24 protein-coding genes, 2 pseudogenes and 1 other annotated feature are annotated in these 24,261 nt (G+C 32.7%); of the genes and pseudogenes, 21 read left to right on the forward strand and 5 right to left on the reverse strand.

Annotation, left to right across the window (positions count from 1 at the left end; all coding sequences use genetic code 11):
• Positions 1–233 precede the first annotated feature (233 nt).
• The 3 genes from V5E38_RS06170 (at position 234) to V5E38_RS06180 (ending at position 1,887) form a co-directional block, all read left to right on the forward strand.
• Positions 234–743 (forward strand): cysteine hydrolase family protein, encoded by a 510-nt coding sequence (locus V5E38_RS06170; protein ID WP_499212564.1) that lies wholly within the window; start codon positions 234–236, stop codon positions 741–743.
• 126 nt (positions 744–869) lie between these two features.
• Positions 870–1,340, forward strand: a complete 471-nt coding sequence (locus V5E38_RS06175) for a hypothetical protein (RefSeq protein ID WP_499212565.1) — start codon at positions 870–872, stop codon at positions 1,338–1,340.
• A 124-nt stretch (positions 1,341–1,464) separates the two neighbouring features.
• Complete coding sequence (locus V5E38_RS06180) at positions 1,465–1,887, forward strand: VOC family protein (protein ID WP_097978706.1); 423 nt, start codon at positions 1,465–1,467, stop codon at positions 1,885–1,887.
• A gap of 630 nt (positions 1,888–2,517) precedes the next feature.
• On the opposite strand, the gene V5E38_RS06185 is transcribed toward V5E38_RS06180, so the two are convergent.
• Both V5E38_RS06185 and V5E38_RS06190 read right to left on the reverse strand, forming a co-directional pair.
• A complete protein-coding gene (locus V5E38_RS06185) occupies positions 2,518–3,201 on the reverse strand; it encodes a DUF554 domain-containing protein (protein ID WP_387324811.1) in 684 nt (227 codons plus the stop codon).
• 89 nt (positions 3,202–3,290) lie between these two features.
• Positions 3,291–4,103, reverse strand: a complete 813-nt coding sequence (locus tag V5E38_RS06190; RefSeq protein WP_499212566.1) for a MerR family transcriptional regulator — start codon at positions 4,101–4,103, stop codon at positions 3,291–3,293.
• Positions 4,104–4,386: 283 nt separating this feature from the next.
• On the opposite strand from V5E38_RS06190, the gene V5E38_RS06195 reads away from it, so the two are divergent.
• The 4 genes from V5E38_RS06195 (at position 4,387) to V5E38_RS06210 (ending at position 5,766) form a co-directional block, all read left to right on the forward strand.
• Positions 4,387–4,935 carry a histidine phosphatase family protein gene (locus tag V5E38_RS06195; RefSeq protein WP_499212567.1) on the forward strand — a complete coding sequence of 183 codons (549 nt, stop codon included), beginning with the start codon at positions 4,387–4,389 and terminating at the stop codon, positions 4,933–4,935.
• 60 nt (positions 4,936–4,995) lie between these two features.
• Positions 4,996–5,214: a DUF5316 domain-containing protein gene (locus V5E38_RS06200; RefSeq protein WP_499213520.1), complete on the forward strand. Its 219-nt coding sequence runs from the start codon at positions 4,996–4,998 to the stop codon at positions 5,212–5,214.
• Positions 5,215–5,338: 124 nt separating this feature from the next.
• Positions 5,339–5,533 carry a hypothetical protein gene (locus V5E38_RS06205; protein WP_499212568.1) on the forward strand — a complete coding sequence of 65 codons (195 nt, stop codon included), beginning with the start codon at positions 5,339–5,341 and terminating at the stop codon, positions 5,531–5,533.
• Positions 5,534–5,547: 14 nt separating this feature from the next.
• Positions 5,548–5,766: a hypothetical protein gene (locus tag V5E38_RS06210; RefSeq protein WP_499212569.1), complete on the forward strand. Its 219-nt coding sequence runs from the start codon at positions 5,548–5,550 to the stop codon at positions 5,764–5,766.
• A 103-nt stretch (positions 5,767–5,869) separates the two neighbouring features.
• On the opposite strand, the gene V5E38_RS06215 is transcribed toward V5E38_RS06210, so the two are convergent.
• The gene (locus V5E38_RS06215) at positions 5,870–5,995 is read right to left on the reverse strand and encodes a DUF3977 family protein (RefSeq protein WP_499213521.1); all 126 of its coding nucleotides are present in this window, start codon (positions 5,993–5,995) and stop codon (positions 5,870–5,872) included.
• Positions 5,996–6,122: 127 nt separating this feature from the next.
• Here V5E38_RS06215 and V5E38_RS06220 point away from each other — a divergent pair, with 127 nt between their 5' ends.
• The 5 genes and pseudogenes from V5E38_RS06220 (at position 6,123) to V5E38_RS06240 (ending at position 10,205) form a co-directional block, all read left to right on the forward strand.
• Positions 6,123–6,368: a (4Fe-4S)-binding protein gene (locus tag V5E38_RS06220; RefSeq protein WP_335407543.1), complete on the forward strand. Its 246-nt coding sequence runs from the start codon at positions 6,123–6,125 to the stop codon at positions 6,366–6,368.
• A 1-nt stretch (position 6,369) separates the two neighbouring features.
• Positions 6,370–6,642 (forward strand): GNAT family N-acetyltransferase, encoded by a 273-nt coding sequence (locus V5E38_RS06225; RefSeq protein WP_097978711.1) that lies wholly within the window; start codon positions 6,370–6,372, stop codon positions 6,640–6,642.
• A gap of 812 nt (positions 6,643–7,454) precedes the next feature.
• Positions 7,455–7,892 (forward strand): annotated as a pseudogene (locus V5E38_RS06230) (GNAT family N-acetyltransferase).
• Positions 7,893–8,105: 213 nt separating this feature from the next.
• Positions 8,106–8,355, forward strand: a binding site (T-box leader).
• A gap of 66 nt (positions 8,356–8,421) precedes the next feature.
• Positions 8,422–9,660, forward strand: a complete 1,239-nt coding sequence (locus V5E38_RS06235) for an MFS transporter (protein WP_499212570.1) — start codon at positions 8,422–8,424, stop codon at positions 9,658–9,660.
• A gap of 110 nt (positions 9,661–9,770) precedes the next feature.
• The gene (locus V5E38_RS06240) at positions 9,771–10,205 is read left to right on the forward strand and encodes a YxiH-YxzG fusion protein (RefSeq protein ID WP_499212571.1); all 435 of its coding nucleotides are present in this window, start codon (positions 9,771–9,773) and stop codon (positions 10,203–10,205) included.
• A 315-nt stretch (positions 10,206–10,520) separates the two neighbouring features.
• Here V5E38_RS06240 and V5E38_RS06245 read toward each other — a convergent pair whose 3' ends face one another.
• Together V5E38_RS06245 and V5E38_RS06250 are read right to left on the reverse strand one after the other, a co-directional pair.
• Positions 10,521–11,291: a DUF695 domain-containing protein gene (locus tag V5E38_RS06245; RefSeq protein ID WP_499212572.1), complete on the reverse strand. Its 771-nt coding sequence runs from the start codon at positions 11,289–11,291 to the stop codon at positions 10,521–10,523.
• 29 nt (positions 11,292–11,320) lie between these two features.
• A complete protein-coding gene (locus V5E38_RS06250) occupies positions 11,321–12,202 on the reverse strand; it encodes a 5'-3' exonuclease (RefSeq protein ID WP_097978715.1) in 882 nt (293 codons plus the stop codon).
• Between the two features lie 237 nt (positions 12,203–12,439).
• On the opposite strand from V5E38_RS06250, the gene ilvA reads away from it, so the two are divergent.
• The 9 genes and pseudogenes from ilvA to V5E38_RS06295 all read left to right on the forward strand — a co-directional run bounded on the left by ilvA (position 12,440) and on the right by V5E38_RS06295 (position 24,185).
• Positions 12,440–13,699 (forward strand): threonine ammonia-lyase, encoded by a 1,260-nt coding sequence (gene ilvA, locus V5E38_RS06255; RefSeq protein WP_499212573.1) that lies wholly within the window; start codon positions 12,440–12,442, stop codon positions 13,697–13,699.
• 325 nt (positions 13,700–14,024) lie between these two features.
• Entirely contained in the window at positions 14,025–14,288 is a 264-nt protein-coding gene (locus tag V5E38_RS06260; RefSeq protein WP_499213522.1) for an ArsR/SmtB family transcription factor, read from the forward strand.
• A gap of 74 nt (positions 14,289–14,362) precedes the next feature.
• Positions 14,363–15,463 (forward strand): alkene reductase, encoded by a 1,101-nt coding sequence (locus V5E38_RS06265; protein ID WP_499212574.1) that lies wholly within the window; start codon positions 14,363–14,365, stop codon positions 15,461–15,463.
• Positions 15,464–15,576: 113 nt separating this feature from the next.
• Positions 15,577–16,767: an MFS transporter gene (locus V5E38_RS06270; RefSeq protein WP_499212575.1), complete on the forward strand. Its 1,191-nt coding sequence runs from the start codon at positions 15,577–15,579 to the stop codon at positions 16,765–16,767.
• 804 nt (positions 16,768–17,571) lie between these two features.
• Positions 17,572–18,765, forward strand: a complete 1,194-nt coding sequence (locus V5E38_RS06275; protein ID WP_499212576.1) for a PLP-dependent aspartate aminotransferase family protein — start codon at positions 17,572–17,574, stop codon at positions 18,763–18,765.
• A 48-nt stretch (positions 18,766–18,813) separates the two neighbouring features.
• Positions 18,814–19,776: an L-threonine 3-dehydrogenase gene (locus V5E38_RS06280; protein ID WP_499212577.1), complete on the forward strand. Its 963-nt coding sequence runs from the start codon at positions 18,814–18,816 to the stop codon at positions 19,774–19,776.
• Between the two features lie 592 nt (positions 19,777–20,368).
• Positions 20,369–21,628: pseudogene (gene ltrA / locus V5E38_RS06285) on the forward strand (group II intron reverse transcriptase/maturase).
• Between the two features lie 184 nt (positions 21,629–21,812).
• Complete coding sequence (gene tdcB, locus V5E38_RS06290) at positions 21,813–22,820, forward strand: threonine/serine dehydratase (protein WP_499212578.1); 1,008 nt, start codon at positions 21,813–21,815, stop codon at positions 22,818–22,820.
• A gap of 51 nt (positions 22,821–22,871) precedes the next feature.
• Entirely contained in the window at positions 22,872–24,185 is a 1,314-nt protein-coding gene (locus V5E38_RS06295; protein WP_499213523.1) for an APC family permease, read from the forward strand.
• The last annotated feature ends 76 nt before the right edge of the window (positions 24,186–24,261 follow it).

Below are 24,261 nucleotides of genomic sequence, written 5' to 3' on the forward strand. Positions count from 1 at the left end.
ACGAGACTATTTTGAAGAGGTATAATTTAAATAAAAACTAAAAGGGGGTTTGTGATATCTTGAAATTAAAACCTAAATAATGTAGATGCGGGTTCTATCGTTAAAAAAGATGTTCCTTCTAATACTGTAGTGGCAGGTAATCCTGCGAAAGTTATTAAAAGTATATAAAATGAAATTTATAGCGAATTAGATGAAATTATAAATATAATACAAATCTATATGAGGTGAAAACAATGGATAATGGCGCAGATGTTTTGATTGTTATCGATTTGCAAAATGGTGTATGTTTCAGCGGTGATCACTTATTTGAATTACAGAATTTAATCAGTAAAGTAAATAAAAGAATCTCATTATATAGGGAATTAAATAAACCAATTATTTTTGTTCAACATTGTGATGAAGAATTAGTAGTTGGAGAAGAACTTTGGGCGATACATCCTAATCTAGATGTAGAAGAACAAGATTATTTTATTCATAAAATACATGCAAATTCTTTTTTCAAAACGAACTTAAAGAGTGTTTTAGATCAATTAGCAGTACATAGAATAGAATTTTGCGGTGCTCAAACTGAATATTGTATGGATGCAACAATTAAATATGCACATGGAATAGGTTACGAAAACTTCATGGTAAACGGAGCAACCTCTACATTAAATAATCCATTTATGTCTGCAAAAGAGACAATTGATTTTTATGAAAAAATGTGGAATCGTAGATTTTTACATTTTATAGAAGTAAAATAAAAAGGTTTCTACGGCAAAAAATTAACAACTCCAGATTAATGAGGCAGATGAGAAATACTCTCTAGGACTATTTAAAAATCTAGTGAATATAATTTAGTAGATTTGAATAGAAGTGGGGGGATATAAATGAAAAGAGTTGCATTTTTCATCTTCTGTTTCTTTTTGTTGTTTTTATCGAATGTCTCAACCTCGAATGCAACATCGCGCTATTTAGGTCAAATAGATAAGAATAATCGTAAGGAAGTTAATTATTACGTGAAGAAATCAACGGTGATTGTTGAACAAAAAGAATTTAGTTTAACAAACAAAGAAAAAAACACAAACGAAAATGTAGTAGCTATTGCTGCAAAATACGATACCGTAAGAGATCGTTTCTTTAAAACAGCGAATTATGATACGTATTTACTGGATGAAAAAACAGGAGAAATACTAGACCCAGGTAAATTTGTTTCATCTAAAATATATGATGAATTCATAAATCAACATAAAAATGATGGCGAAAATGATTTTAGATGGAAAAATTCATTAATCGTTTTGGCATTAATATTTATTACAATCATTATCATTCCAATTTTTGCTTCAAAATTAAATGAGTAATACGAAGACTGTTTCGGCAGTCTTTTTATTATGCTAAATAGCAGATTAATTAAAGAAGTATTTAGATTGAAAAATAGTTCAACTAGTAGTACTTTTAATAGAAAACATGTTAGGAGATAAGATAATGATCCAGTCAATCGTTCATATTGCATTAGTCGTAAAAGAGTATGATGAAGCTATAGAGTTCTATACGAAGAAACTTCATTTTAATTTAATTGAAGATACATATCAGCCTGAACAAGATAAGAGATGGGTAGTTGTAAGTCCACCTGGTTCTTCTGGAACGACTATTCTACTTGCAAAGGCATCGAAACAAGAGCAAGAGCCATTCATTGGAAATCAAGCTGGTGGGAGAGTTTTTCTATTTTTAGGAACGGATGATTTCTGGAGAGATTACGACGAAATGAATTCAAAAGGAATTGAGTTTGTAAGAGAACCGAAAGTAGAAGATTATGGTAAGGTTGCAGTATTTAAGGATTTATACGGAAACTTATGGGACTTAATACAATTCAGTGATAATCATCCACTTGCAAAAAGAATAAAATAAAAAACTAGAGAATTTGTAGGTTTGACAAAATAGTTTGTAAACAGATTATTTACCGTTATAAAAATTATCCCAGTTGATATAATTATTTTACATAAGAATATAGGATTTATGAAGGTTTCTAACTAAAGGTATTCAAATTAAAAGTAAAGTCAATATTTAAAAAATATAACGGTTTACACTATCAGTTTGTTCTTTCTCTATAACAAGGATGGTTTTTAGCTTGTTTAGGGGGCTGTGACGGGGAAATTTATTATATACAATGTGAATTTATATTGAGTGAATAAAGCACTATCATAGAAATATTTTGACTGGGATCGTTAAATGGGGAGAATGATTGAATGTTAATGGTACTCGTAGGAATTGGCTGTGTTGCATTTATTATCATTTGTGGTTGGATAATTAAAAAGCTGGATAAATAAAATACTTTAAACTTCAGTTTTTAATTATAAACGTATTTTTAGACAGATTAATATAGAAAGAGAAATTGGAGTTCAAATAAACTCCAATTTTTTTGGTTTAGGAATACCTTATTATTTGCTCTGCTTCATTTACATGTTGATTTTTATATAGTAATTAAGGGAAACTTCATTTTGTGAGGTTCCCTAGTCTTCTTAACTAATTTCACAAACATTATAAATGGAATAAATGCATAAATAAAAATACAATAGGAGGAATTAGTAATGATGGTAGTAGATTTAAAGTATTACATTTCTTAATCCCCAATATACTTAGGCCTGACGCTATAATTAATATACCTCCTACAATCGTCACTTCATTTAGAAGATCATTGCTTAAGGAATTCTTCATTAGTATTGCAATTAAATAGATGGATCCCTGCCACGTAAATAAAGCGATACCAGCAAAAATTATTCCGATCCCAAAAGTGGAAGCTAAAACAATCGAAGTAATACCATCCAAGGTACCATTTGCTAGGAGATACGTGTAATCTCCTTTTAAGGCTGCTTCTACTGGCCCTAAAATCGATAATGTTCCAATACAAAATAATAAAATAGCAGTTGATAACCCTTCAGCTAAATTACCTTTAGAATATTTATTAACGAAACTATTAAATCTTGATTCCAACTTGAGTTTTTGCCCAATTAATCCACCTATAGCTAAACTTACAATAAAAAGAACTGGATATTTGCTGGAAGGCAAATGTTGAACTAGTGAGTTTATACCTAAACCTAAAGCTACTAATCCCATCGCCTGCATAAGAATTTCATGATATTCTTCTTTAATCCCTTTTTTAAAGATGCTCCCGATCAAGCTCCCGGCTATAATCATCATTGTGTTAAAAATCGTGCCAAACATAATTCCATTTCTCCTTTTATTAATAGTGTATTAATAAAAAAATAAACCCTCTAGTTACTAGAGGGTCAAGTGGGTTTTTATTATTAAGTTTACTCGTAGGGCAATAAAATTTCCGTGACATGTTTTTCTTCATCATTGGTAAAGCCATAATCAATAAGTGTAATTTCAAACGAATCGTCTAACAGATCATAATCGTGTTTTTGCATATAGCTCAACAATTTTTTATAATAACCAACTGCATCAATGTGAGTACCTTTAAATCGAACTCTCAAATAGTTTCTTGATGGAATAAGAATGGAGGTTGGAGGTATGTGATCACCATCTTCAAGTACCATGAAAATACTAGAATATTTATCAAAAACATTATTTTTCAAATTAGAAGCTGAGATCGAGATTCCAATTTTCCCTAAAAAAATTTCCTCATTAATTCCAAAACTATTCCTTAATTCTGTAATAGGTAATTCAATATCATCGCCTAAAACGTAATCATGGCGTAAATATGCTACATGCATTTCAGGAAGTGTTATTTCCGAAATTTTATCTAAAGGTGTACTAACAGCATCTTCAATTTGCAATAGGCGACGCGATATTTTAGTTTCAATAATCTCCAATTCTTTCTTTTTTTGGGCAACTTCATCTTTTTGTTTTTTTAACATTTCAACAAGAGCATCAATTTCTCGATAATTAAAAAAATCTATAATTTCGTTTATTGGTAAATCTAAAGCCCTCAAATATTTTATTGAATTCAACCGTTCAAACTGCTGTGTTGAATAATATCTGTAGTTGGTCTTTTTATCGATAAATTCCGGACGTAAGAGACCAATCTGATCATAATACCTTAGTGTCGCAATTTTGACTTGGAATAATTTTGAAACATCACCAATTGTAAAATACTCTTTCATTTCTTAAAAACTCCTCTATTTTGCCATGAAAATGATATTCCTTAAAATCAAATATTCTTTAATTTCAATAACATCAAATTTTTGATAAATGTAATTACCTTCCCGAATGATTGTTGTAATTAAAATAATACATTCAATTCGAATCGTCATCAATTCATAAAAAATGTTCAATGTAGATATCAGAAAATTCAATTATCAAAATTAGAATAGTTAATGTTAATATAAAAAAATAGAAAGAAAATTTATAGATTCAATCAAATAAAGCAAAGTAGGAGCAGATAAAATGAAAAAAGAGATTTATATAATTAGACACTGTGAAGCTGAAGGACAGCCATATGAGGCGAATCTAACAGAGCGAGGTTTAATACAAGCTAAGCATTTGAGTAATTTTTTCTCGAAAATTAAAGTTGACCAAATAATTTCAAGCCCTTTTTTACGTGCAATTCAATCAATCGAACCGACAAGTAATGAAAAGAAAATAGACATTGTTCTCGATGAGCGACTGTCTGAACGTAAGCTAAGCTCGATTGATTTACCTGACTGGCTTGAAAAATTAAAAGCCACATTTGAAGATCTAGAATTAAAATTCGATGGCGGTGAATCAAGTCAAGAAGCTACTAATCGTGCAATAAGCGTAATAGATGAAATCATCAAAAGTGAAAATCAAATTACAATCGTTGTAACTCATGGGAATTTGATGTCTTTAATTATAAAACAGTTTAACAAAGAATTTGGTTTTGAGAATTGGAAAAGTTTAAGCAATCCTGATATTTATCTTTTGAAGTTTAAGAATAACGAGTTTGATTGTGAACGTTTGTGGGAAGTTGAATAAGAAAGTTGGTACCCAAAAATATAATTCACGTTAGCAAACTAATTATTTAAATTAAAGGCTCTGTTAAAGCAGGTTGTTGAGTTTACAGGAGTAATTGGAGTTGTGTTTATTGTGTTATCAATGTTATTTTCAGGTTCAATGGTTAGTGGTGATCGAATGCGAGCAAATTATTCATTTGAATCAAAAGAAGATAGACATGAACGCCTTGAAACAACTAAAAGGTTAGCTTTAATAGGGTTTCCAAACATAATAGTTCCATTATTATTTTACTGGCTGTAGAACTAACGTAATGATTTAGTTTAACAAAATGGCAGTTCAGTTCAATAAGAAAAAGGAAATTAGGTTCAAGTTATTGAATAAATTGATGATAAAAAAATTTTAAAAGCTAACGAGGACTGTCTAAATGATAAAAAACAAAATTTATAATATATCACAATCTGAAATTGCTAAATTAAAAGACCAAATGATTAGTGATACTTCTTTATTCCTAGTAGAAATAGATGGAGAAAAAATCCAAACGTGGAAAGAGTATATTACTGAAGTCGAGACAAAGTTTGAATTTCCAAGATCATGTGAGTTTATGGGGGATAGATTTTAGATTGGATTACGGATTTGACATGGTTTGAAGAAGGAAAATATAAAGAAAATAAAATTGATAAATTCGCAATAATCATATTTAAATACAGTGAATTTTGTGTAAACAAGTTATCAACTAAAATAGAAATCATTGAAAATTTTTATGAGACAATACTTCCATTTTGGGAAAAAGAAGTTCAAAGGGTAGTTGTGGGTGGAAAACTAAAATCCTTTAATTTGTACTTAGTTGATTAACATTATTTCGTTTAGAGTAAAACAACTAAAGCATGCACGAGTTCGATAAGGAATTAACAACTACTAAACCCAAAAATATATTTAAAATGATTACGTTTCTTTTTTATTGTTTAAACCCTTCTTTAGAGTCAATTATAATAACTGTTTTAACTAGCCAAATTCTTATATAGTATTGGTTCCGGTCAAATAAAAACCTCAGACAAAGGAAAAAACACTCCCAAGGTCGTATAAATAATTATCGACATTTTGGAGGTGCTTTTTTTAGGTTAGATGTCTAATAATAAATGAGTGTATTTGTTTAAAATTGGTTTGCTTAAAAATAGGAGAAAATATACAAAATGAGAAGGGATTATGAAATGAATAAAGAAGACCTACTAAGTAAAGGATATCGGAAATATTCTGGAGAAGAGATTGAAGTTTATTTTAGCAAAGATATCTGTACACATTCAGGTAATTGTGTAAGGACAATGCCGAAAGTGTTTGATACAAAAAGAAAGCCATGGATTCTTGCTGATAATGGAGAAGCAGATTCAGCTATGAAAACGATCGATTTATGTCCAAGTGGTGCACTACAATATATTTATAAAAAGGATGATAAATAATATGAATATTGAAAAGGCAGAGAAAAAACACTTCATTGAGAATGAAGAAGGGAAAATTGTCGCTGAAATTACATTTGTACAAGCTGGAGCATCAAAAGTGATCATTGATCATACTTTTGTCGATGAATCCTTGCGAGGACAAAACATTGCCAGTAAACTTGTTGCTTCTGTTGTAGAAGAGATGAGAGAACAAGACAAAAAGATTGTGCCACTTTGTCCATTTGCTAAGGCTGAATTTGAACGCAAAAAGGAATATCAAGATATGCTTGCGTAAATATACACATTGTTAAATGATGGCAACAATCGTCCCTTTTTACATTTTTTTCTATCCATCATGTTAACATCATTACATATGAGTACCAAAAAGGGATGTATGGAAAAGTCAGGGGAGTATTTGTAAAATTGGCTTAATAGCATAGTTAAATATTTACAAATCTAATATACTAAGTTTATCTCATTTTTCTTTTTATTTGTCGACTTTTTAAGTCCGCTGGATATCGAACATTCTATAGCGTTCTTAGGTGCGATGTTTTAACGGGAGTAGTCCCTTTATGAACATTGTTCTAAGGAGCGCTTTTTTTGTTGTGAAAATAAGTAAATAAAGTGTTTTAAAATGCAACTAAAGCATGCGTGTGCGGCCGAGCTTAGGTCGGCTCATATAGCGGGTGGGATTTCCGTCGAGAAAGAACTAGCCATTCACTCGTAGCGAGTCTTGGAGGATTAAAGGTAACTTTAATCTTTAAGCGTAGACAGTTAAGTTGCGGGCCGAAAGCCAAATGGTTGATGGGATTGAGCTTCGAAATGTTAGTAAATCGAGAGGGCTGATGCCTTACGCATAGCAGAAAGCAACATTTTACCTTTCGTTAAGGCAAGAAGGGTAAAGCCTCTCCGCAGTCAGAGACCTTGGCACGTAACACATTGATATGATACGGCAACTCGGGAGACCCTACCGATCTTTTCATTTAATAGAAGAGTATGGTGTACAAGTGATAACAAGCAAGGAAACCAAATGCCGATGCAGGGAGTCGGATAGCAGCGTAGTACCGTTGGTAGATAGAGTAATGCTTTGGAGGGGGGACTCAATTTATGGAAATTAGAAAACCAAATGAGTCGGAATATAAAAAGATTCTATCGCTTTCGCCACAAGCCTTATTCGATGGTACATTAGGCGAGGCAAAACCATCAGATGAAAAAATAAAACAACTTATTGAACCGTTATTGCAGAAAGGATGCTATTATTTAATAGCTTCTGAAAATGATAATCTAATGGATTGGATTCTTATAGGAACAAGTAAAGACCAATTAACTGAATAGAAATATGGTTTTATTTATGAATTATTTGTGTTAGAGCAATTTAGAGGAAATGGTATTTCAAAACCATTGATAGACTCTGGTATAGAACAACTTAAACAAGATGGATATTCAGAAGTTCGTTTAAGTGTATACGCAGGTAATCAAGCCATTAAACTGTATGAAAAAACTGGATTCAAAAATAGAACCATTACGATGAGCATGCCTATTTAAAACAACAGATTACAGATAAAACGCTGAATTTATTAAAAATTAGGGAACCAGTAAAATCCCAACACTTTATTGAAAAATCAACCTGATATAGCAGAGCCTATTTTTTAAAAACAATTTTTTTTATGGAGCTAAAAGGCAGGATAGTGCAATAACGAATAAATAAAAAGGAGTAGACAAATAAGACAGAAAAGTTATAATAATATAAAAATAAATAAAAAAACTTTGAAGAGAAGAGTAAATAGAATTCATTCATCTTAGAGAACTCCAGTTGCTGAAAAGGAGTATGAATGAACTATTGAAGCAAGACTCTGAGTTTCATATCGGACCAATAATGGCGATGGTATGACAGGCGCTCCTGTTATAGAGCTTGAGTATGTTTATAATGTACTTAATGAGGTTAATGTGATGACATATTAACAAACTGGGGTGGCACCACGACACGATAGGGAAACTCGTCCCCAAGACTACGGTCTTGGAGGGCGAGTTTTTTTATTTGTACAAATAAAAAATATTTATTTAGAGGTGTTAAATGATAAAAAATAAGATGTATATTACTTGGAAAAAACCTTTGCTTTTACTATTTGGAATAGGCGTTTCAAATATTGGTGATTGGATTTATTTAATCGCCCTAAATCTAATTATTTTTGATATGACTAAATCTGTTTTGGCTGTATCCACTCTTTATGTCTTGAAACCACTAGCAACAATACTTACTAACCTATGGGCTGGTAGTTTAATTGACCGATTTAACAAAAGGAATTTAATGGTATTTTTGGATTTTTTGAGGGGATTATTAATATTCTTATTACCAAGTATATCATCCGTCTTTCTGATCTTTGTAATCGTCTTTATCGTTAATATGGGAAGTTCAATGTTTTATCCAACATCAACAACTTATATAACTAAATTAATTCCACAGAATCAGAGGATTCGCTTCAATGCTTTGCGTAGTTTAGTTCAATCTGGAGGATTCCTAACTGGACCAGCGATTGCAGGTCTACTTTTTATGATTGGTACACCTATGTTCGCTATTAATATTAATGCGATCTCGTTTCTCATTTCAGGAATTGTTACAGCTTGTTTGCCTGATTTAGATAAGGTAGCAGTACGAAATGTAAAATATGAGAAGCTCTCCATCAAACTAATTAAGAAAGATTTTACTGAGGTTTTAAAATTTAGCCGTAAATCAAGTTACGTTATGATAATTTATTTTTTGTTTAATAGTATATTAGTTTTAACGACCGCTATTGATTCATTAGAAGCAGTGTTTTCAAAGAGTGTACTTCATTTGAGTAATACAGAATATGGTGTTCTAGTAAGTATTGCTGGTGCAGGAATTGGTATAGGTGCAATTATCAATACAATTTTTGCAAAAAGACTAACTCCTTCTTGGCTTATGGGGATTGGGACAATTTTTTTATCATTAGGATATATCGTATATTCATTTTCTAATTCTTTTTCAACGGATGGGCTCGGATTTTTCTTATTATCATTTGCGTTGTCTTTTGCAAATACGGGATTTGATACATTTTACCAATCCAACGTAGATATTAAGATAATGGGAAGAGTTGGAAGTATCTATGGTTTTGTTGAAGCGATATTAGTAATAGTTTCAACTATGCTAATCGGATTTTCTACTCACTATGTATCGGTTAAAATGTCAGTAATTACTGGTAGTTTTATTATGTTATTTTTAGCGCTATTTTTAAGTGTATTTATTATTCGACCTTCAAGCGAAAACTATTTCAGAAGAATTGGATATAAATAAAGTTTTTAGAATTAAGTAAAAAAATTTTTCGTCTAATTCAATTAACGCATTAGATAGTTCAATTTTAAAAAGATTAGAATCATAGTTTAAACGTGTTTGGAGGGAATTAGTTGAATGATTTATTTTTAGAAACTGTTGCATTTTCAAAATTAGGAGATGGAGTAGAAGATGTCCAAGTAGGTAAGGAAGGAATTTGGATTAGTTATTTTGATGAAGGTGTTTTTGGACGTGGAATTTCTACAGAGGGTTTAGTGTTATTCAGCTTAGAAGGCAAAGTTCTTTTTAGATATCACTCTGATTTGTTAAAAGGCCCGAGTATAGATGATTGTTATGCAATTTCAAAAGGAAAGGGTTCGACTATATGGCTATTTCCATATTCTGAATTCCCATTGATACAACTATATCCTGAATCAAGAGACATAAAAACTTATAAAGTCCCAGTGAAATTTCGAGGTTCACATGCTATAAGTATAAGAGGTAAGTATGCATATTTTTATGGTGGCTATAGCTCAAAATATGAGCTTTATTGTTGGGGAATTGGGTAGAAAAAACATGAAATGATAGGGAGAATCGATGGGATAGCAAGAGGATTAGGTAATGGTGAAAGTAACCATTTCATTTCAAAGTCAGATAAATTTATAAGATTACATAGGATAATAAAAGATGATGAATTCAGTTTTTCTTAAACATTGATATATAGTTATTGAAATGATTGCATCCTTTTTTAGCACTTTTTTATTAATGGATGATTTTTATGAATTATGATAAGAATCAACCATCAGAAGTTAATTCCTAAATGATTAAGAACACTACTTTTTTAGTTACTCAAAAACGGTAGTGTTCTTTTCTTTATACTGAAGTTAATGTTTATCTTTGATCACAAGAGTTTCCCATCCATCATAATTACCACCGAAATGCTCTGAAGCTTCGATTAAGTAATCAGTTAGTTGATCGATGCTATCTAGATCAACATGATCTAATCTAGAAATACGTACGTTAAATTCATACTCTTCATCTAATTCTTCATCATTATTTGAATACTTTCCTTCAAAATTAAAACCTTCTTTTGCTATTTCACTAATAAACTCTTTTATCTTTATTTCATCATTGAATAGAATGAAATGTTCAACTTTACGAGGTAATTTTAATTTGTCACCAGATCTTTGTAATTGCTCGATTAATTCAGCATTGTTTATATGCTGTAGATTGTATTGGTTTGGATAAAGAAATTCGAAATAATATTCCCATAATTCTTCTTCATCCATACCATACATTTCAAATTCGTAATCATTCGCTTCAATAATTTGTTCGGCAACTTCGATAAGCATTTTAGGATCTTGTTCAGAAGTATAATAGACAAGTTCCCTAAAACCATCAGTCGTAACTCTTCCAACATTAAGGTAGAGCTTTAGATTAATACGTTTTTCAATATCTCTATTAACTTTTTCTAAAACTTCTAATTCATGTTTGCTAGGAAAACCTCGTTCGTCTGGATTTTTTAATTGTAGTTTTATACAAATAATCGTTGGATAATCTTCAATATTTACTTCTTCAGTTACTTCCATATCTAATACTACAGTAGCGGGTTTATCATTTATAAAACTAAAATACGCATTCCAATACTCAGACATTTATATTTCTCCTAAATAAAATTTGACTTTTATCGTTTCACACGAATTTCTAATTCCTCAAGTTTAAGTGATAATTTATCTTCATCAATATTAATTTTTAAATCTTCAAATGTATATTCAGCAAAATGAGGTATATCAATTGTTATTGCAGAAAGCTCTTTACTAATAAAAGTAGAGTCCTTCCCAGCTTCTAATTTCTTTTTGTAGCGATTAAATTTAGAATCAAGATTTTCCATATTCTCGTACAATTCTTCAACTGAGTTATAAAGTTGAATTAATGGAATAGCCGATTTTTCTCCTACTCCAGGGCAACCAGGTATATTATCACTAGAATCACCTAATAATGCCTTTACATCAACCCATTGTTTCGGATGGATCCCATAATCATTACTGAAGTGCTCAAGGGAGTAAACAATTTCACCTGTTTTTTGAGCAATGATTTGAGATGTATGCTCGTTTATTAATTGTAGTAAGTCTCGATCATTACTATAAATATAGCATTTATTTTTAACAGAATTAGACCAATTATTTGATAAAGTACCCATTAAATCATCGGCTTCATACGGTGCCATTTCTAGTTGAGCAATACCGATTTCTTCTAATGCTGTTTTTAAAGTGAAATATTGTTCAATAAGTGGTGTTGGTAATTCTCCACGAGTTGCTTTATAAAAATCATATTTATTTCGACGGTCAGTTTCTTCACGTTTAACATCCCAAGTAATGGCAAGATGAGTAATGTTATGTTCTTTAATTAAGTTAAAAAGCTTTGGAATAAAGACTCTTAATGCATTTATATAAACGCCATCTTTCGTCTTAGAAAGTTGTTCATCACTTCTCCCATAAGAAGTTGCAAAATAGCCTCTACTTAATAAGTTAAAGCCATCAATTAATAATAAAGATTGATTTTCCATTTTTAAATCACCTAATATCTATATATTTAATATAAAAATGATAGCATATCCTACTGAAAATGATAACTAGTGTATTACTGCCAATTAGAATGAAAGAACCGTTAGTAGGCACATTTTATTTAATTTATGTAAATTGACATAAAACTTTCATTGGAAAATTGAATTTTCTGTTTATTTATTAACTAACTTTTACTATAATGGAATTTATATAAAAAAATGCAAAGGGTAGGTAGTTATATGGAGAAAGTAAAAAGTACTGTTAAGATTGAGGATATTTTAGTTGCCTATAATACGTTAAAAGAAGTTACGAATAAAACACCTTTGCAGATTAGTACAATGCTTAGTGAAAAATATGATTGTAACGTATTTTTAAAGCGAGAGGATTTACAAATAATCCGCTCATTTAAGCTTAGAGGAGCATATTACAAAATTAGCAACTTGTCTTATGAAGAAAGACAAAAAGGGGTTGTATGTGCAAGTGCAGGCAATCATGCCCAAGGCGTAGCATATACATGTAATCATTTGCAGGTGTATGCGAAAATATTTATGCCATCAACAACGCCGAATCAAAAAGTTTCACAAGTGAAATTCTTTGGTGGACCATTTGTTGAAGTTATCTTAATCGGTGACACCTTTGATATTGCTCATCAAAATGCACAAGCATATTGTAATGAAAATCAAATGACATTTATTCATCCATTTGATGATCAAGATGTAATTGCAGGGCAAGGTACCGTAGCAGTTGAAATATTAAATGAAATTGACCGTCCAGTAGATTATATTTTCGTAGCAATCGGCGGAGGTGGATTAAGCTCTGGAGTTGGAACTTACATAAAAGGAATTAGTCCTTCAACTAAGGTAATTGGAGTAGAGCCGCTGGGTGCTGCTTCGATGGCTGAATCGATTGCAAATGGAAGAGTTGTAACTTTACCTTTTATTGAGAAATTTGTTGATGGAGCAGCGGTTGGCCAAGTTGGTTATTTAACATATGAAATCTGTAGAGATGTACTTGACCAAGTTGTCGCTATTCCAGAAGGTGAGATTTGTACAACGATTTTAGAGCTTTATAATAAAAATGCAATCATTGCAGAGCCCGCTGGAGCTATGTCTGTATCAGCTTTAGAATTATTTAAAGATGAAATAAAAGGGAAAAATGTCGTTTGTATCGTATCTGGTGGAAATAATGATATTGACCGACTTCAAGAAATAAAAGAAAGGTCTTTAATTCATGAAGGACTAAAACATTATTTCATCATCAACTTCCCACAACGATCTGGCGCATTACGTGAATTTCTTGATAAAGTATTAGGACCAAACGATGACATTACAAGGTTTGAATACACAAAGAAAAACAATAAGGATAATGGGCCAGCACTAGTTGGAATAGAATTGGCCAATAAATCCGATTACAAATCACTGATTGAGAGAATGAATTGTCATGAAATTCAATTCGTGGAAATAAACAACAATCCAACATTGTTTAATCTACTCATTTAGTAGATAGTGAAAAACCCCACAAGGTAATTAATTCCTTTGTGGGGTTTATGATTTCTCGCAAAAAATACAATATACAAGAGCAATATATATTTTTTTAATTAGTTCATGAATGAGTTCATGAATAAAGTACGTATTTCTTAAAACTGTATATTCTCGAAAAAAAACTCTAAAATTAAGTGAACAAGATCAATTATTTCTTTGCTCTTCAATTAGCCAAATTTTTTTATATTATATGAATCATGACTCTTGACATCATAAATTAGTTAAAATACAATATTTCTAGAAATACTGAAATAAGCGCTGGTTTTGAAAGGAGGTTAAAGTGGTGAACGATGATATTGCAGTAAAGATTTATAAGGCATTAGGGGAATCCACTCGTTTACAAATTGTTAAAGTACTTGCTAAGCAATCTGAATTAGCTTGTTCAGAAATGAAAAACCAAATAAAGATATCGGCCAATTCTACGTTGACACATCATTTAAAACCATTACTTGATTGCGGCTTGCTAACAGTTCGCAAAGAAGGAACCTTCAGATACTATAGTTTACAACGAGAAGTTTTGGAAAAATACGCACCCGCTTTACTTTAAAAATAAAGCGGTAAAATTTTAGTTTATATTTCAGTATTTGTATAAATACCGAATAATATAAGGGGGAATTGAATATGAGTTTAGTAAGCAAAGATGAAACTAGTTGGGGAAAATTAGAAAATGGTCTAGAAAGTAAACTTTTTGAACCAGTAAAAATAGGTGCATGGAATTTACGTAGTCGTACTGCAATGGCTCCATTAACAAGAAGTTTTGCAGATGATCAAACAGGTGTTGTTGGAGAAGATATAGTCGAATATTATCGTAAACGAGCTGCAGATGGAGTAGGTTTGATTATTTCAGAAGGAACAGTAATAAGTCCACGTGGAAAAGGTTACCCAGGTATTCCAGGTATTTATTCTGAGGATCAAATTAAAGCTTGGAAAAAGGTAACTGATGCTGTTCATAAAGAGGGTGGCACAATGATTTCTCAAATATGGCACGTAGGCCGATTATCACATCACGAGCTTGCTGGAAATATGCCACCACAAGCACCTTCAGCGATTCCTGCAGAAGGATTAGTTTCTCGTTTTCGTAAACCATACGATATACCAGAAGAAATGACTACCGAGGATATTAAAGAAGTAATCAATCAATATGCTCAAGCAGCAAAAAATGCGATTGAAGCTGGTTTTGATGGAGTCGAAATTCACGCTGCACATGGATACTTAATCGATCAATTTAATTCAGATGTTACAAATCATCGTACAGATCAATACGGTGGTGATCTTCCACAAAGATTAACCTTCATGAAGGAAGTAATAAAAGCAGTTATCGAAGCAATTGGTACTGAAAGAACGATGATTCGATTTTCTGCTCATAAAGCTGATATTCCTGGCTATATGTGGGAAGACCCAGAATATGCAATTCGTACATTTATTGAAGCATTCAAAGAAGTTGGTGCAACTTTATTACACCCTTCGATTATGCAATTTGATCGTATACTTGCAGATGGTAAAACGATGCATCAGCTTGTTAGAAAGTACTGGGATGGAATTATTGTTGGAGTAGGAACATTAAATCCTGAAATGGCAGAAAAAGCTATCAATGAGGGAACAATTGATGTTGCCGCGTTCGGGCGTCCTCTAATTTCGAATCCGGATCTTTTACACCGTTTGAAAAATGGTGAAGCAATTGAAGAATATGATGTTAAAAAGCATCTAAATGTTCTAATCTAAGCTTTGATATGAATAGATAATAGGAAGGAAGCTGATCAAGTGGCTTCCTTCTCTAAAGTTTCATATTTCGGTATTTATAGAAATATATAATTTATGTTGAGAGGAATTATTTTATGACAAATAAAGGGAAAATTTATATTTTAGCAATGATAAGTTTTTTAGTAGGAACATCACAATATGTTATTTCTGGAATCTTAGATAAAATGGCCGATGAATTTGGTATTTCTATTGAAGCTGCAGGGCAACTAATTACGGTGTATTCATTAATCTATGCGATCGGTACACCGATATTAATGGCCGTATTAGCCAAAATGGAACGTCGAAAATTACTACTATTTTCTTTAAGCGTATTTATTTTAGGTAATTTATTAGCAGTAATTGCGCCTGGTTACGGTTTGTTTATGGTTGCGCGCATTATAATGGCGTTAAGTGCGGGAGTTACTGTTGTAACTGTGCTTAGCTTGGCTGCAAAGATTGCTCCAGCAGATAAAAAGGCAAGTTCAATTGCCACTGTTGTCATGGGATTTACGGCATCACTAATCATAGGGGTTCCAATTGGCAGATTTATAGCAGCTGCTTATGATTGGAGATTAATCTTTCTTGGAGTTGCCATATTCGTTTTAATTTCTTTAGCAATTATCGTTAAAACAATTCCACAAACAAATGGTGATCAACCGATTCCATTAATGCAGCAGATTGCATTGATTAAACAACCAAAAATCGCATTAGCTTTATCGATTACTTTTTTCTTAATGAGCGGATATGGGATCGTATTTACTTATTTATCACCCTACCTTATTCAAACTACTAAGATGAGCGATCACGTATTAAGTTTTGCTCTTTTAATGCTTGGTATCGCTAGTTTATTTGGATCTAAATTCGGGGGATTCAGTGCAGACAAGTGGGGAATTACGCTTACTTTAAAAAGAGGATTAGTCCTTAATATTTTATCGATTTTATTATTATCATTTATCTCTAGTTCAATCAATACAGTGATCATTATCCTTACATTATGGTCATTTTCTGGATGGTCATCTGGGGCAACACAACAATTTAACTTAGCAACAATTTCTCCTAAATCATCTGATGTGTTATTAGGTTTAAATCAGTCAATGATGCAATTAGGATTTGCATTTGGAGCAGCAATCGGAGGGCTTGCAGTCAGTCAATTATCGATCCGTTCAATTACATGGATGGGTTCAATTCCTGTAGTGGTTTCTTTAATCGTAACAGTTGGATTATCTCGTTATTTAATGAATGAAAAGAAAATTAGACAAGGCGTTGGCACACAAATAAGAGCCTAAATGCACTAATTTATATTTGAAAAAAATTTATTACTTAGTATTGTGGAAAAATAATTTATACTTTTTGGGGGTGTCTGTTGTGTCGTGTTAATTGACAAATAGGCGCCCCCTTTTAATGTGAAAAATGGAATGTACGTGTGTTTTAGTAGGTTTTTTAGAGAGAATACGAAATTTTTTATGGGAAAGAGAGGAGAAATGCTTATTTTCGATATGGAAGTGACTTAACTCTTCTGATTTTAAGTGAAAATACCATTACCAGTATATGTAATTTTTTATTTTATTTGCGTTTCTTTGGGATTTAATTGCAGATTTGTTAATTTTAATTGCGGTTTTCAAATTTTATTTGCAGTTCACTGTTTATTTGCAGAATGTCATTATTTATTCTCTTCCCAAATGTTTATTTGCAGCTCTGCATAATTTATTTGCAGCAATTCAAACTTATATTTACACATCAGACTTTAATCAACACGATCCTTCTTCCACCCCTTTTTAGCCAACAGATGTTTTACTAAAAAAATAAATTGAATAATATTCGAATTATATGAATCTTTATAATAATTTAAATTCAACCTTTTTCGAATAAATTTTGAATAAAAGTATTCCTAATGCCATGTAACCGATTTATAATTGAATTCGGAAAGCCTCAAATAAGTATATTGTATTCAATACATAAAAAATTTTCTCTTACAAAAATGGAAAATAATAAAACGATAATTTTTTATATTTATTTAATAATAAATAATAGATATAAAATGGGGGCTTACTCCTTTTAGATAAATAAACTTAATTTAGGAGCTGGTATTTATGTCAAGCAAGACATTAGAAGCATTTTTAACTCCACAATTAGCAGAGTTAAAAGAGAAAGGGCTCTATAATGAGATTAACTCTTTAGAAGGTTCTAACGAAGCTACTATTCAAATTAGTGGTAAACAATTTATAAATTTATCTTCAAATAACTATCTTGGTTTTGCGACTCATCCTCGTTTAAAACAAGCTGCTATTGAAGCAACTGAAAAATATGGAGTTGGTGCAGGAGCGGTACGTACGATTAATGGTACGATGGATATCCACGATCAACTTGAAAAAGCGATTGCTGAATTTAAACATACAGAGGCTGCTATTGCATTCCAATCTGGTTTTAACTGTAATATGGGTGCTATTTCAGCGGTAATGACGAAAAAAGATGCAATTCTATCTGATGAATTAAACCATGCTTCAATTATCGATGGTTGCAGACTTTCTGGCGCAAAAATTATTCGTGTAAAACACCAAGATATGGATGATTTACGTGTAAAAGCAAAAGAAGCTACAACTTGTGGTTTATATGAAAAAGTTATGTACATTGCAGATGGTGTTTTCTCTATGGATGGAGATGTAGCAAATATTCCTGATATCGTAAAAATTGCTGAAGAATTTGGCTTAATTACATATATCGATGATGCTCATGGTTCTGGCGTTATGGGTAAAGGAGCTGGAACAGTTAAGCATTTTGGATTATCAGATAAAATTGATTTCCAAATTGGTACACTTTCTAAAGCTGTTGGAGTTGTAGGTGGATATGTTGCAGGTTCACAACAATTAATCGATTGGTTAAAAGTTCGTGCACGTCCTTTCTTATTCTCTACTTCTTTAACACCAGCAAATGCTGCTGCATGTATTGAAGCAATTCGTATTATGTCTGAAGAACCAGAAAAAATCGAAAAGCTTTGGGAAAATGGTGATTACTTAAAAGCTGGTTTATCAAAACTTGGATTTAATATTGGTGAGTCTGAAACACCAATTACACCATGTATTATCGGTGACGAAAATCTTACACAAGAATTTTCTAAACGTTTATACGAAGAGGGAGTTTATGCGAAGTCAATCGTATTCCCAACAGTACCACTTGGAACTGGTCGTATTCGTAATATGCCAACAGCTGCGCATACTAAAGAAATGCTAGATGAAGTTTTAGCTATTTATGAAAAAGTTGGTCGCGAATTAAACGTTATTAAATAACTTTAAATATTAATTTCGATATTTTATTACTATAAGGTGGACTAAGGAATGAAGAAAATATTAATTACTGGTTGTTTTGGACAAATCGGTTCAGAATTAACTATGCGTCTTAGAAATGAATACGGTAATGAAAATGTTGTTGCGACTGATATTCGCCGTCTTGAAGGAAGTCCAATTTTAGAAACTGGTCATTTTGAAATTTTAGACGTAATGGATAAAGAAAAAATGTTAGAGATTGCTAAAAAGTATGAAATTGATACGTTCATTCATTTAGCTGCTCTATTATCAGCAGTTGCAGAAGCAAAACCAACATTAGCTTGGGACTTAAATATGGGTGGCTTAGTGAATGCTCTTGAAGTAGCGAGAGAATTAAGCTTAAAATTCTTTACTCCAAGTTCAATTGGTGCATTTGGACCAGCAACTCCAAAGGATAACACACCACAAGATACAATCCAACGTCCTACTACAATGTATGGTGTTACAAAAGTAGCTGGTGAATTATTATGTGATTATTACTTTGAAAAATTTGGTGTAGATACTCGCGGCGTACGTTTCCCAGGCTTAATCTCTTATGATACAGTGCCAGGTGGAGGTACTACTGATTATGCTGTTGATATTTATTACGAGGCATTAAAAAATAAGAAATATACTTCATTCATTGGTGAAGGAACATACATGGATATGATGTATATGCCTGATGCAATTGATGCGATTATTAAGTTAATGGAAGCAGATCCATCAAAACTTAAACATCGTAATGCATTTAATATTTCAGCGATGTCATTTGAACCAACTCAAATCGCGGCATCAATTCGTAAATTCATCCCTGAATTTACATTAGATTTCGACATTGACCCTATTCGTCAAGGAATTGCTAATTCATGGCCAAATTCAATTGACAGCTCTGCTGCAAAAGAAGAGTGGGGCTTCGATCCAAAATTTGATTTAGATCGTATGTCTGAAGATATGTTAAACAAATTAGCTGCAAAGTTAAACGTAACTCAAGCCTAAAAAAAGAAGGAGACCACTGTCTCCTTCTTTTTATTTTCGTGCGCCCAGCATGTGCATAATCTATAGGGTGCAAGTCCCGAGCCACGTAGGCAGTAGTAGTGGTTAGCTTAAGACAAGGGTGTCCGTGGCGACGCGGAATCTGAAGGAAGTCGGCGGCAAATTTCCGACCTAAGGAACACGAACTTCATATAAGGCTAGGTAATATTGGATGAGTTTGCGAAACAAAACAAAGTCCTTACTGCCAAAGATGTTACTAAGTAAATGAAGTAGGTACATGGAAAGAAAGAATATGCACTTACCTGGGGAGGTCTGACAGAAACGCTACACTCATGTGGTAACTTATCTAGTGATAGATAACTGAACTGTCAGAAGTCAGCAGACGTCATAGTACTTGATGGTTCGAAACATTAAGGAAGGACTGAACAAATTAAGAAGAACTGATACTAAGAGAATAAATTCTATGAAGAAGTAGATAACCTTGATAAAAGGCTTACTCAAAGGAGGAAATGGTGAATACATGGGGGACTTTGAGAAGGTGGAGTAGAATGTTACGCAAATAGACCATCATGTTCACGTAGAAAGGAAATATCAAATGTTAATGGAAAAGATACTAACACGGGAAAATCTTCTGAACGCTCTGAAAAGAGTGGAACGAAACGGGGGCAGTCACGGAGTAGACAACATGTCGACCAAAGACCTGCGTTCGTACATTATCGTACACTGGGATGAATTAAAGAAGTCTCTCGCAAATGGAACTTATAAACCTCAACCTGTCCGTCGAGTCGAAATCCCGAAACCAAACGGAGGAACAAGGCTACTAGGAATTCCAACCGTGTTAGATCGATTCATTCAACAAGCAATTACCCAAGTATTAACACCAATTTATGACCCAAGTTTCTCGGACCATAGTTATGGATTCCGTCCAAAAAGAAGAGGACATGACGCAGTAAGAAAAGCGAAGGGATTCATAAAAGAAGGATATAGATGGGTAGATGATATCGACTTAGAAAAGTTCTTTGACAAAGTAAACCATGATAAGCTAATGGGCATTCTTAAGAAGAAAATCCATGACAAAGTGTTGTTGAAATTAATTCGTAGCTATTTAAACGCAGGAATACTGATATGTGGTATTTTCTCTGAGAGTACCGAGGGTACTCCTCAAGGGGGACCACTAAGTCCATTACTCTCAAATATTATTTTAGATGAACTAGACAAAGAACTGGAAATAAGAGGACATAAATTCGTTAGATACGCTGATGACTGTAATATCTACGTAAAGTCAAAGAAAGCAGGAAAACGAGTCATGTCTGGTATCGTGAATTTTATCGAAACAAAACTAAAACTAAAAGTAAACCAGGAGAAATCGGCTATTGACCGACCTTGGAAAAGAAAATTTCTTGGTTTTAGTTTTACAAGTGCTAGGGAACCGAAAATACGAATCTCGAAAGAGAGTATTAAAAGAGTAAAACAGAAAATCAGAGAGCTTACATCTAGAAAAGCACCGATACCAACGGAAAGTAGAATAAAGAAGCTCAATTAATATCTAATAGGTTGGTGTGGATATTATGCGTTAGCAGATACGCCAAGTCATTTCAAGGACTTTGACAAATGGATAAGAAGAAGACTTAGGATGTGTCTGTGGAAACAATGGAAACAACCTAAAACAAGAATAAGAAAACTAATTGGATTAGGTGTGAACTTCCATAATGTATATGAATGGGGAAACGGTAGAAAGGGCTTTTGGCGAATCGCCAAAAGCCCAATACTTCATAGAACACTTGGGAATGCATTTTGGCAAAACCAAGGTCTTAAAAGTCTATATCAGAGATATGAAATCTTACTTCATACTTAATTTGAACCGCCGTATACGGAACCGTACGTACGGTGGTGTGAGAGGTCGGGAGTTAGTCACTCCCTCCTACTCGATTCTTCCTTTACTAATTCCTGTTTTTGGTATTTTGTTTAGTACTTTGACACAAACTTATCATGTATCAAGAATGATCAATTAAAATGCTGAAAAAAAAGGAAGTTAGAAGATGAATAATTTAGATCATAAGGGATTACCATTAACGATTAAAGAGATTAAAACGGCATATGGACTTTTAGAAGGTAAAGTACGAAAAACACCTTTAGTAAAATCATTTTATTTAACTTCAAAGTCGGACGGAGAAATTTATTTAAAACTTGAAAATATGCAATTAACAGGCTCTTTTAAATTTCGGGGTGCATTTAATAAAATTTCTCATTTAACTGAGGAAGAAAGAAGTAAAGGAATTATCGCATGTTCAGCTGGTAATCATGCACAAGGTGTCGCTTTATCATCAAAGCTGCTACATATTAAGAGTAAAATCATCATGCCCTCAACTGCACCAAAAGCAAAGGTTGAAGCAACAGAAGGCTACGGTTCAAATATCATTTTACACGGTGATACATTTGATGATGCGAAAGACTATTGTGCTAAAGTGCGAGATGAAACTGGTGAAACATTCATCCATCCTTACGATGATATTTACATAATGGCTGGTCAAGGGACTATTGGTATTGAAATTTTAGATGATCTCTGGGATGTTGATACAATAATTGTTCCAATTGGTGGTGGTGGCCTCATTTCTGGAATTGCAGTCGCTTTGAAATCATTTAACCCTTCAATAGACATAATTGGTGTTCAAGCAGAGAATGTACATGGCATGAAAGCATCAATAGACGCCGGAGAAATAGTGAGTAATTATACTGCTCCAACTATAGCAGATGGTTGCTCTGTTAAGGTTCCTGGGAAATTAACTTATGAAGTTGTAAAAGAATTAGTAACTGAAATCATTCTTGTAAGTGAGGATGAAATAGAAGTTGCGATGAAGGATTTACTACAGCGAGGTAAAGCAGTTGTGGAAGGGTCAGGTGCCCTAGCGACAGCAGCGATTCTATCAGGTAAAGCTTCAAAATACATAAAAGATAAAAAAGTAGTAGCAATCATATCGGGTGGTAATGTTGACCTAGAGAGAATTTCCAGTGTTTGTGAACATTTCTTTGGGAATGAAGTAAAGTGATTTTATTAAGAATGGGTGATCCTATTGTCGGAAAATAAATTAAGAAGAGAAATGGGATTTATTGCAGCTTTAACTACTGTAATTGGTACTGTAATTGGTGGTGGAGTTTTCTTTAAAGCTACAGCTGTATATGGCGCAACTGGATCTGCAAGTTTAGGTTTATTAGCATGGATTATTGGAGGAATCATTACAATTTGTGCTGGTTTATCGGGTGCTGAGCTTGCCGCAGCCATACCAAAAACAGGAGGGATGCTTGCTTATTTAAAACACACATATGGAGATCTGACAGCTTATTTACTTGGATGGGCTCAAACAATCATTTATTTTCCAGCTAATATTGCTGCACTTTCAATCATATTTGGTACGCAAGCAGTTTCCATTTTTGGAGTCCCTGCCAATTCTAATCAATTCACTGTAACGATTATTGCTGTCATTACTGCAATTTTTATCACGTTGATGAATTTCTTAGGAGCAAAAACTGCTGGTAGTATTCAATCACTTTTTACGTTTTGTAAACTAATTCCTTTGGCGATTTTAATTATATTTGGATTATTACATGATGGAAATGTGACTTTTCAGCTTTTTCCAATTGAGGTAGGAAGTGATCGAAGTTTTTTGCCAGCACTTGGTTCAGCTTTACTTGCTACAATGTTTGCATATGACGGTTGGATACTTGTTGGAAATATTGCCGGCGAAATGAAAAATCCTAAAAATGATTTGCCAAAAGCAATCGTATTTGGTTTAGCAGCTGTAATGGCGGTCTATCTTTTGATTAACATATCATTTTTATTTGTATTAACCGCAGCGCAATTAGCTGGTACATCTACACCAGCCACTGAAGTTTCGAAAGTTTTATTTGGTAATTTTGGAGGAAAACTCGTCTCGATCGGAATTTTGATTTCAGTATTTGGTACAATTAATGGCTATACAATGACAGGTATGAGGGTCCCATATGTAATGGCTAAAGAACAAAAACTTCCTTTTAGTAGTTGGTTTGGTAAGTTATCTAAAACTGGGGTTCCATATAATGCTGGTCTATTTATCCTAATAGTTGCCATATTTATGATGTTTATAGGTGGATTTGACTTATTAACTGATATGTTAGTATTTGTCATTTGGATCTTCTATACATTAACATTTATTGCGGTTTATATTTTACGAAAACGAGAACCGGATCTGAAAAGGCCATATAAAGTACCTTTTTTACCTTTAGTTCTCTCAATCGCAATAATTGGGGGAGTCTTTATCGTCGTAAATACACTTATGACGCAAACTATTTTAGCATTTTGGGGAATTGGTTTAACGTTAATCGGACTTCCTGTTTATTATATGTTACCGAAAAAAGATGTTGTAGTAGATGATTGAAAAAAGGTAGGAGATCAAGTTTTTAGGGCTGGTCTACATACTAAAAAGGTAGGAGATCTCCTACCTTTTAGTCTGC

This window comes from Rossellomorea sp. GAMAL-10_SWC (assembly GCF_049568075.1).
Taxonomy (GTDB): Bacteria; Bacillota; Bacilli; order Bacillales; family Bacillaceae_G; genus Gottfriedia.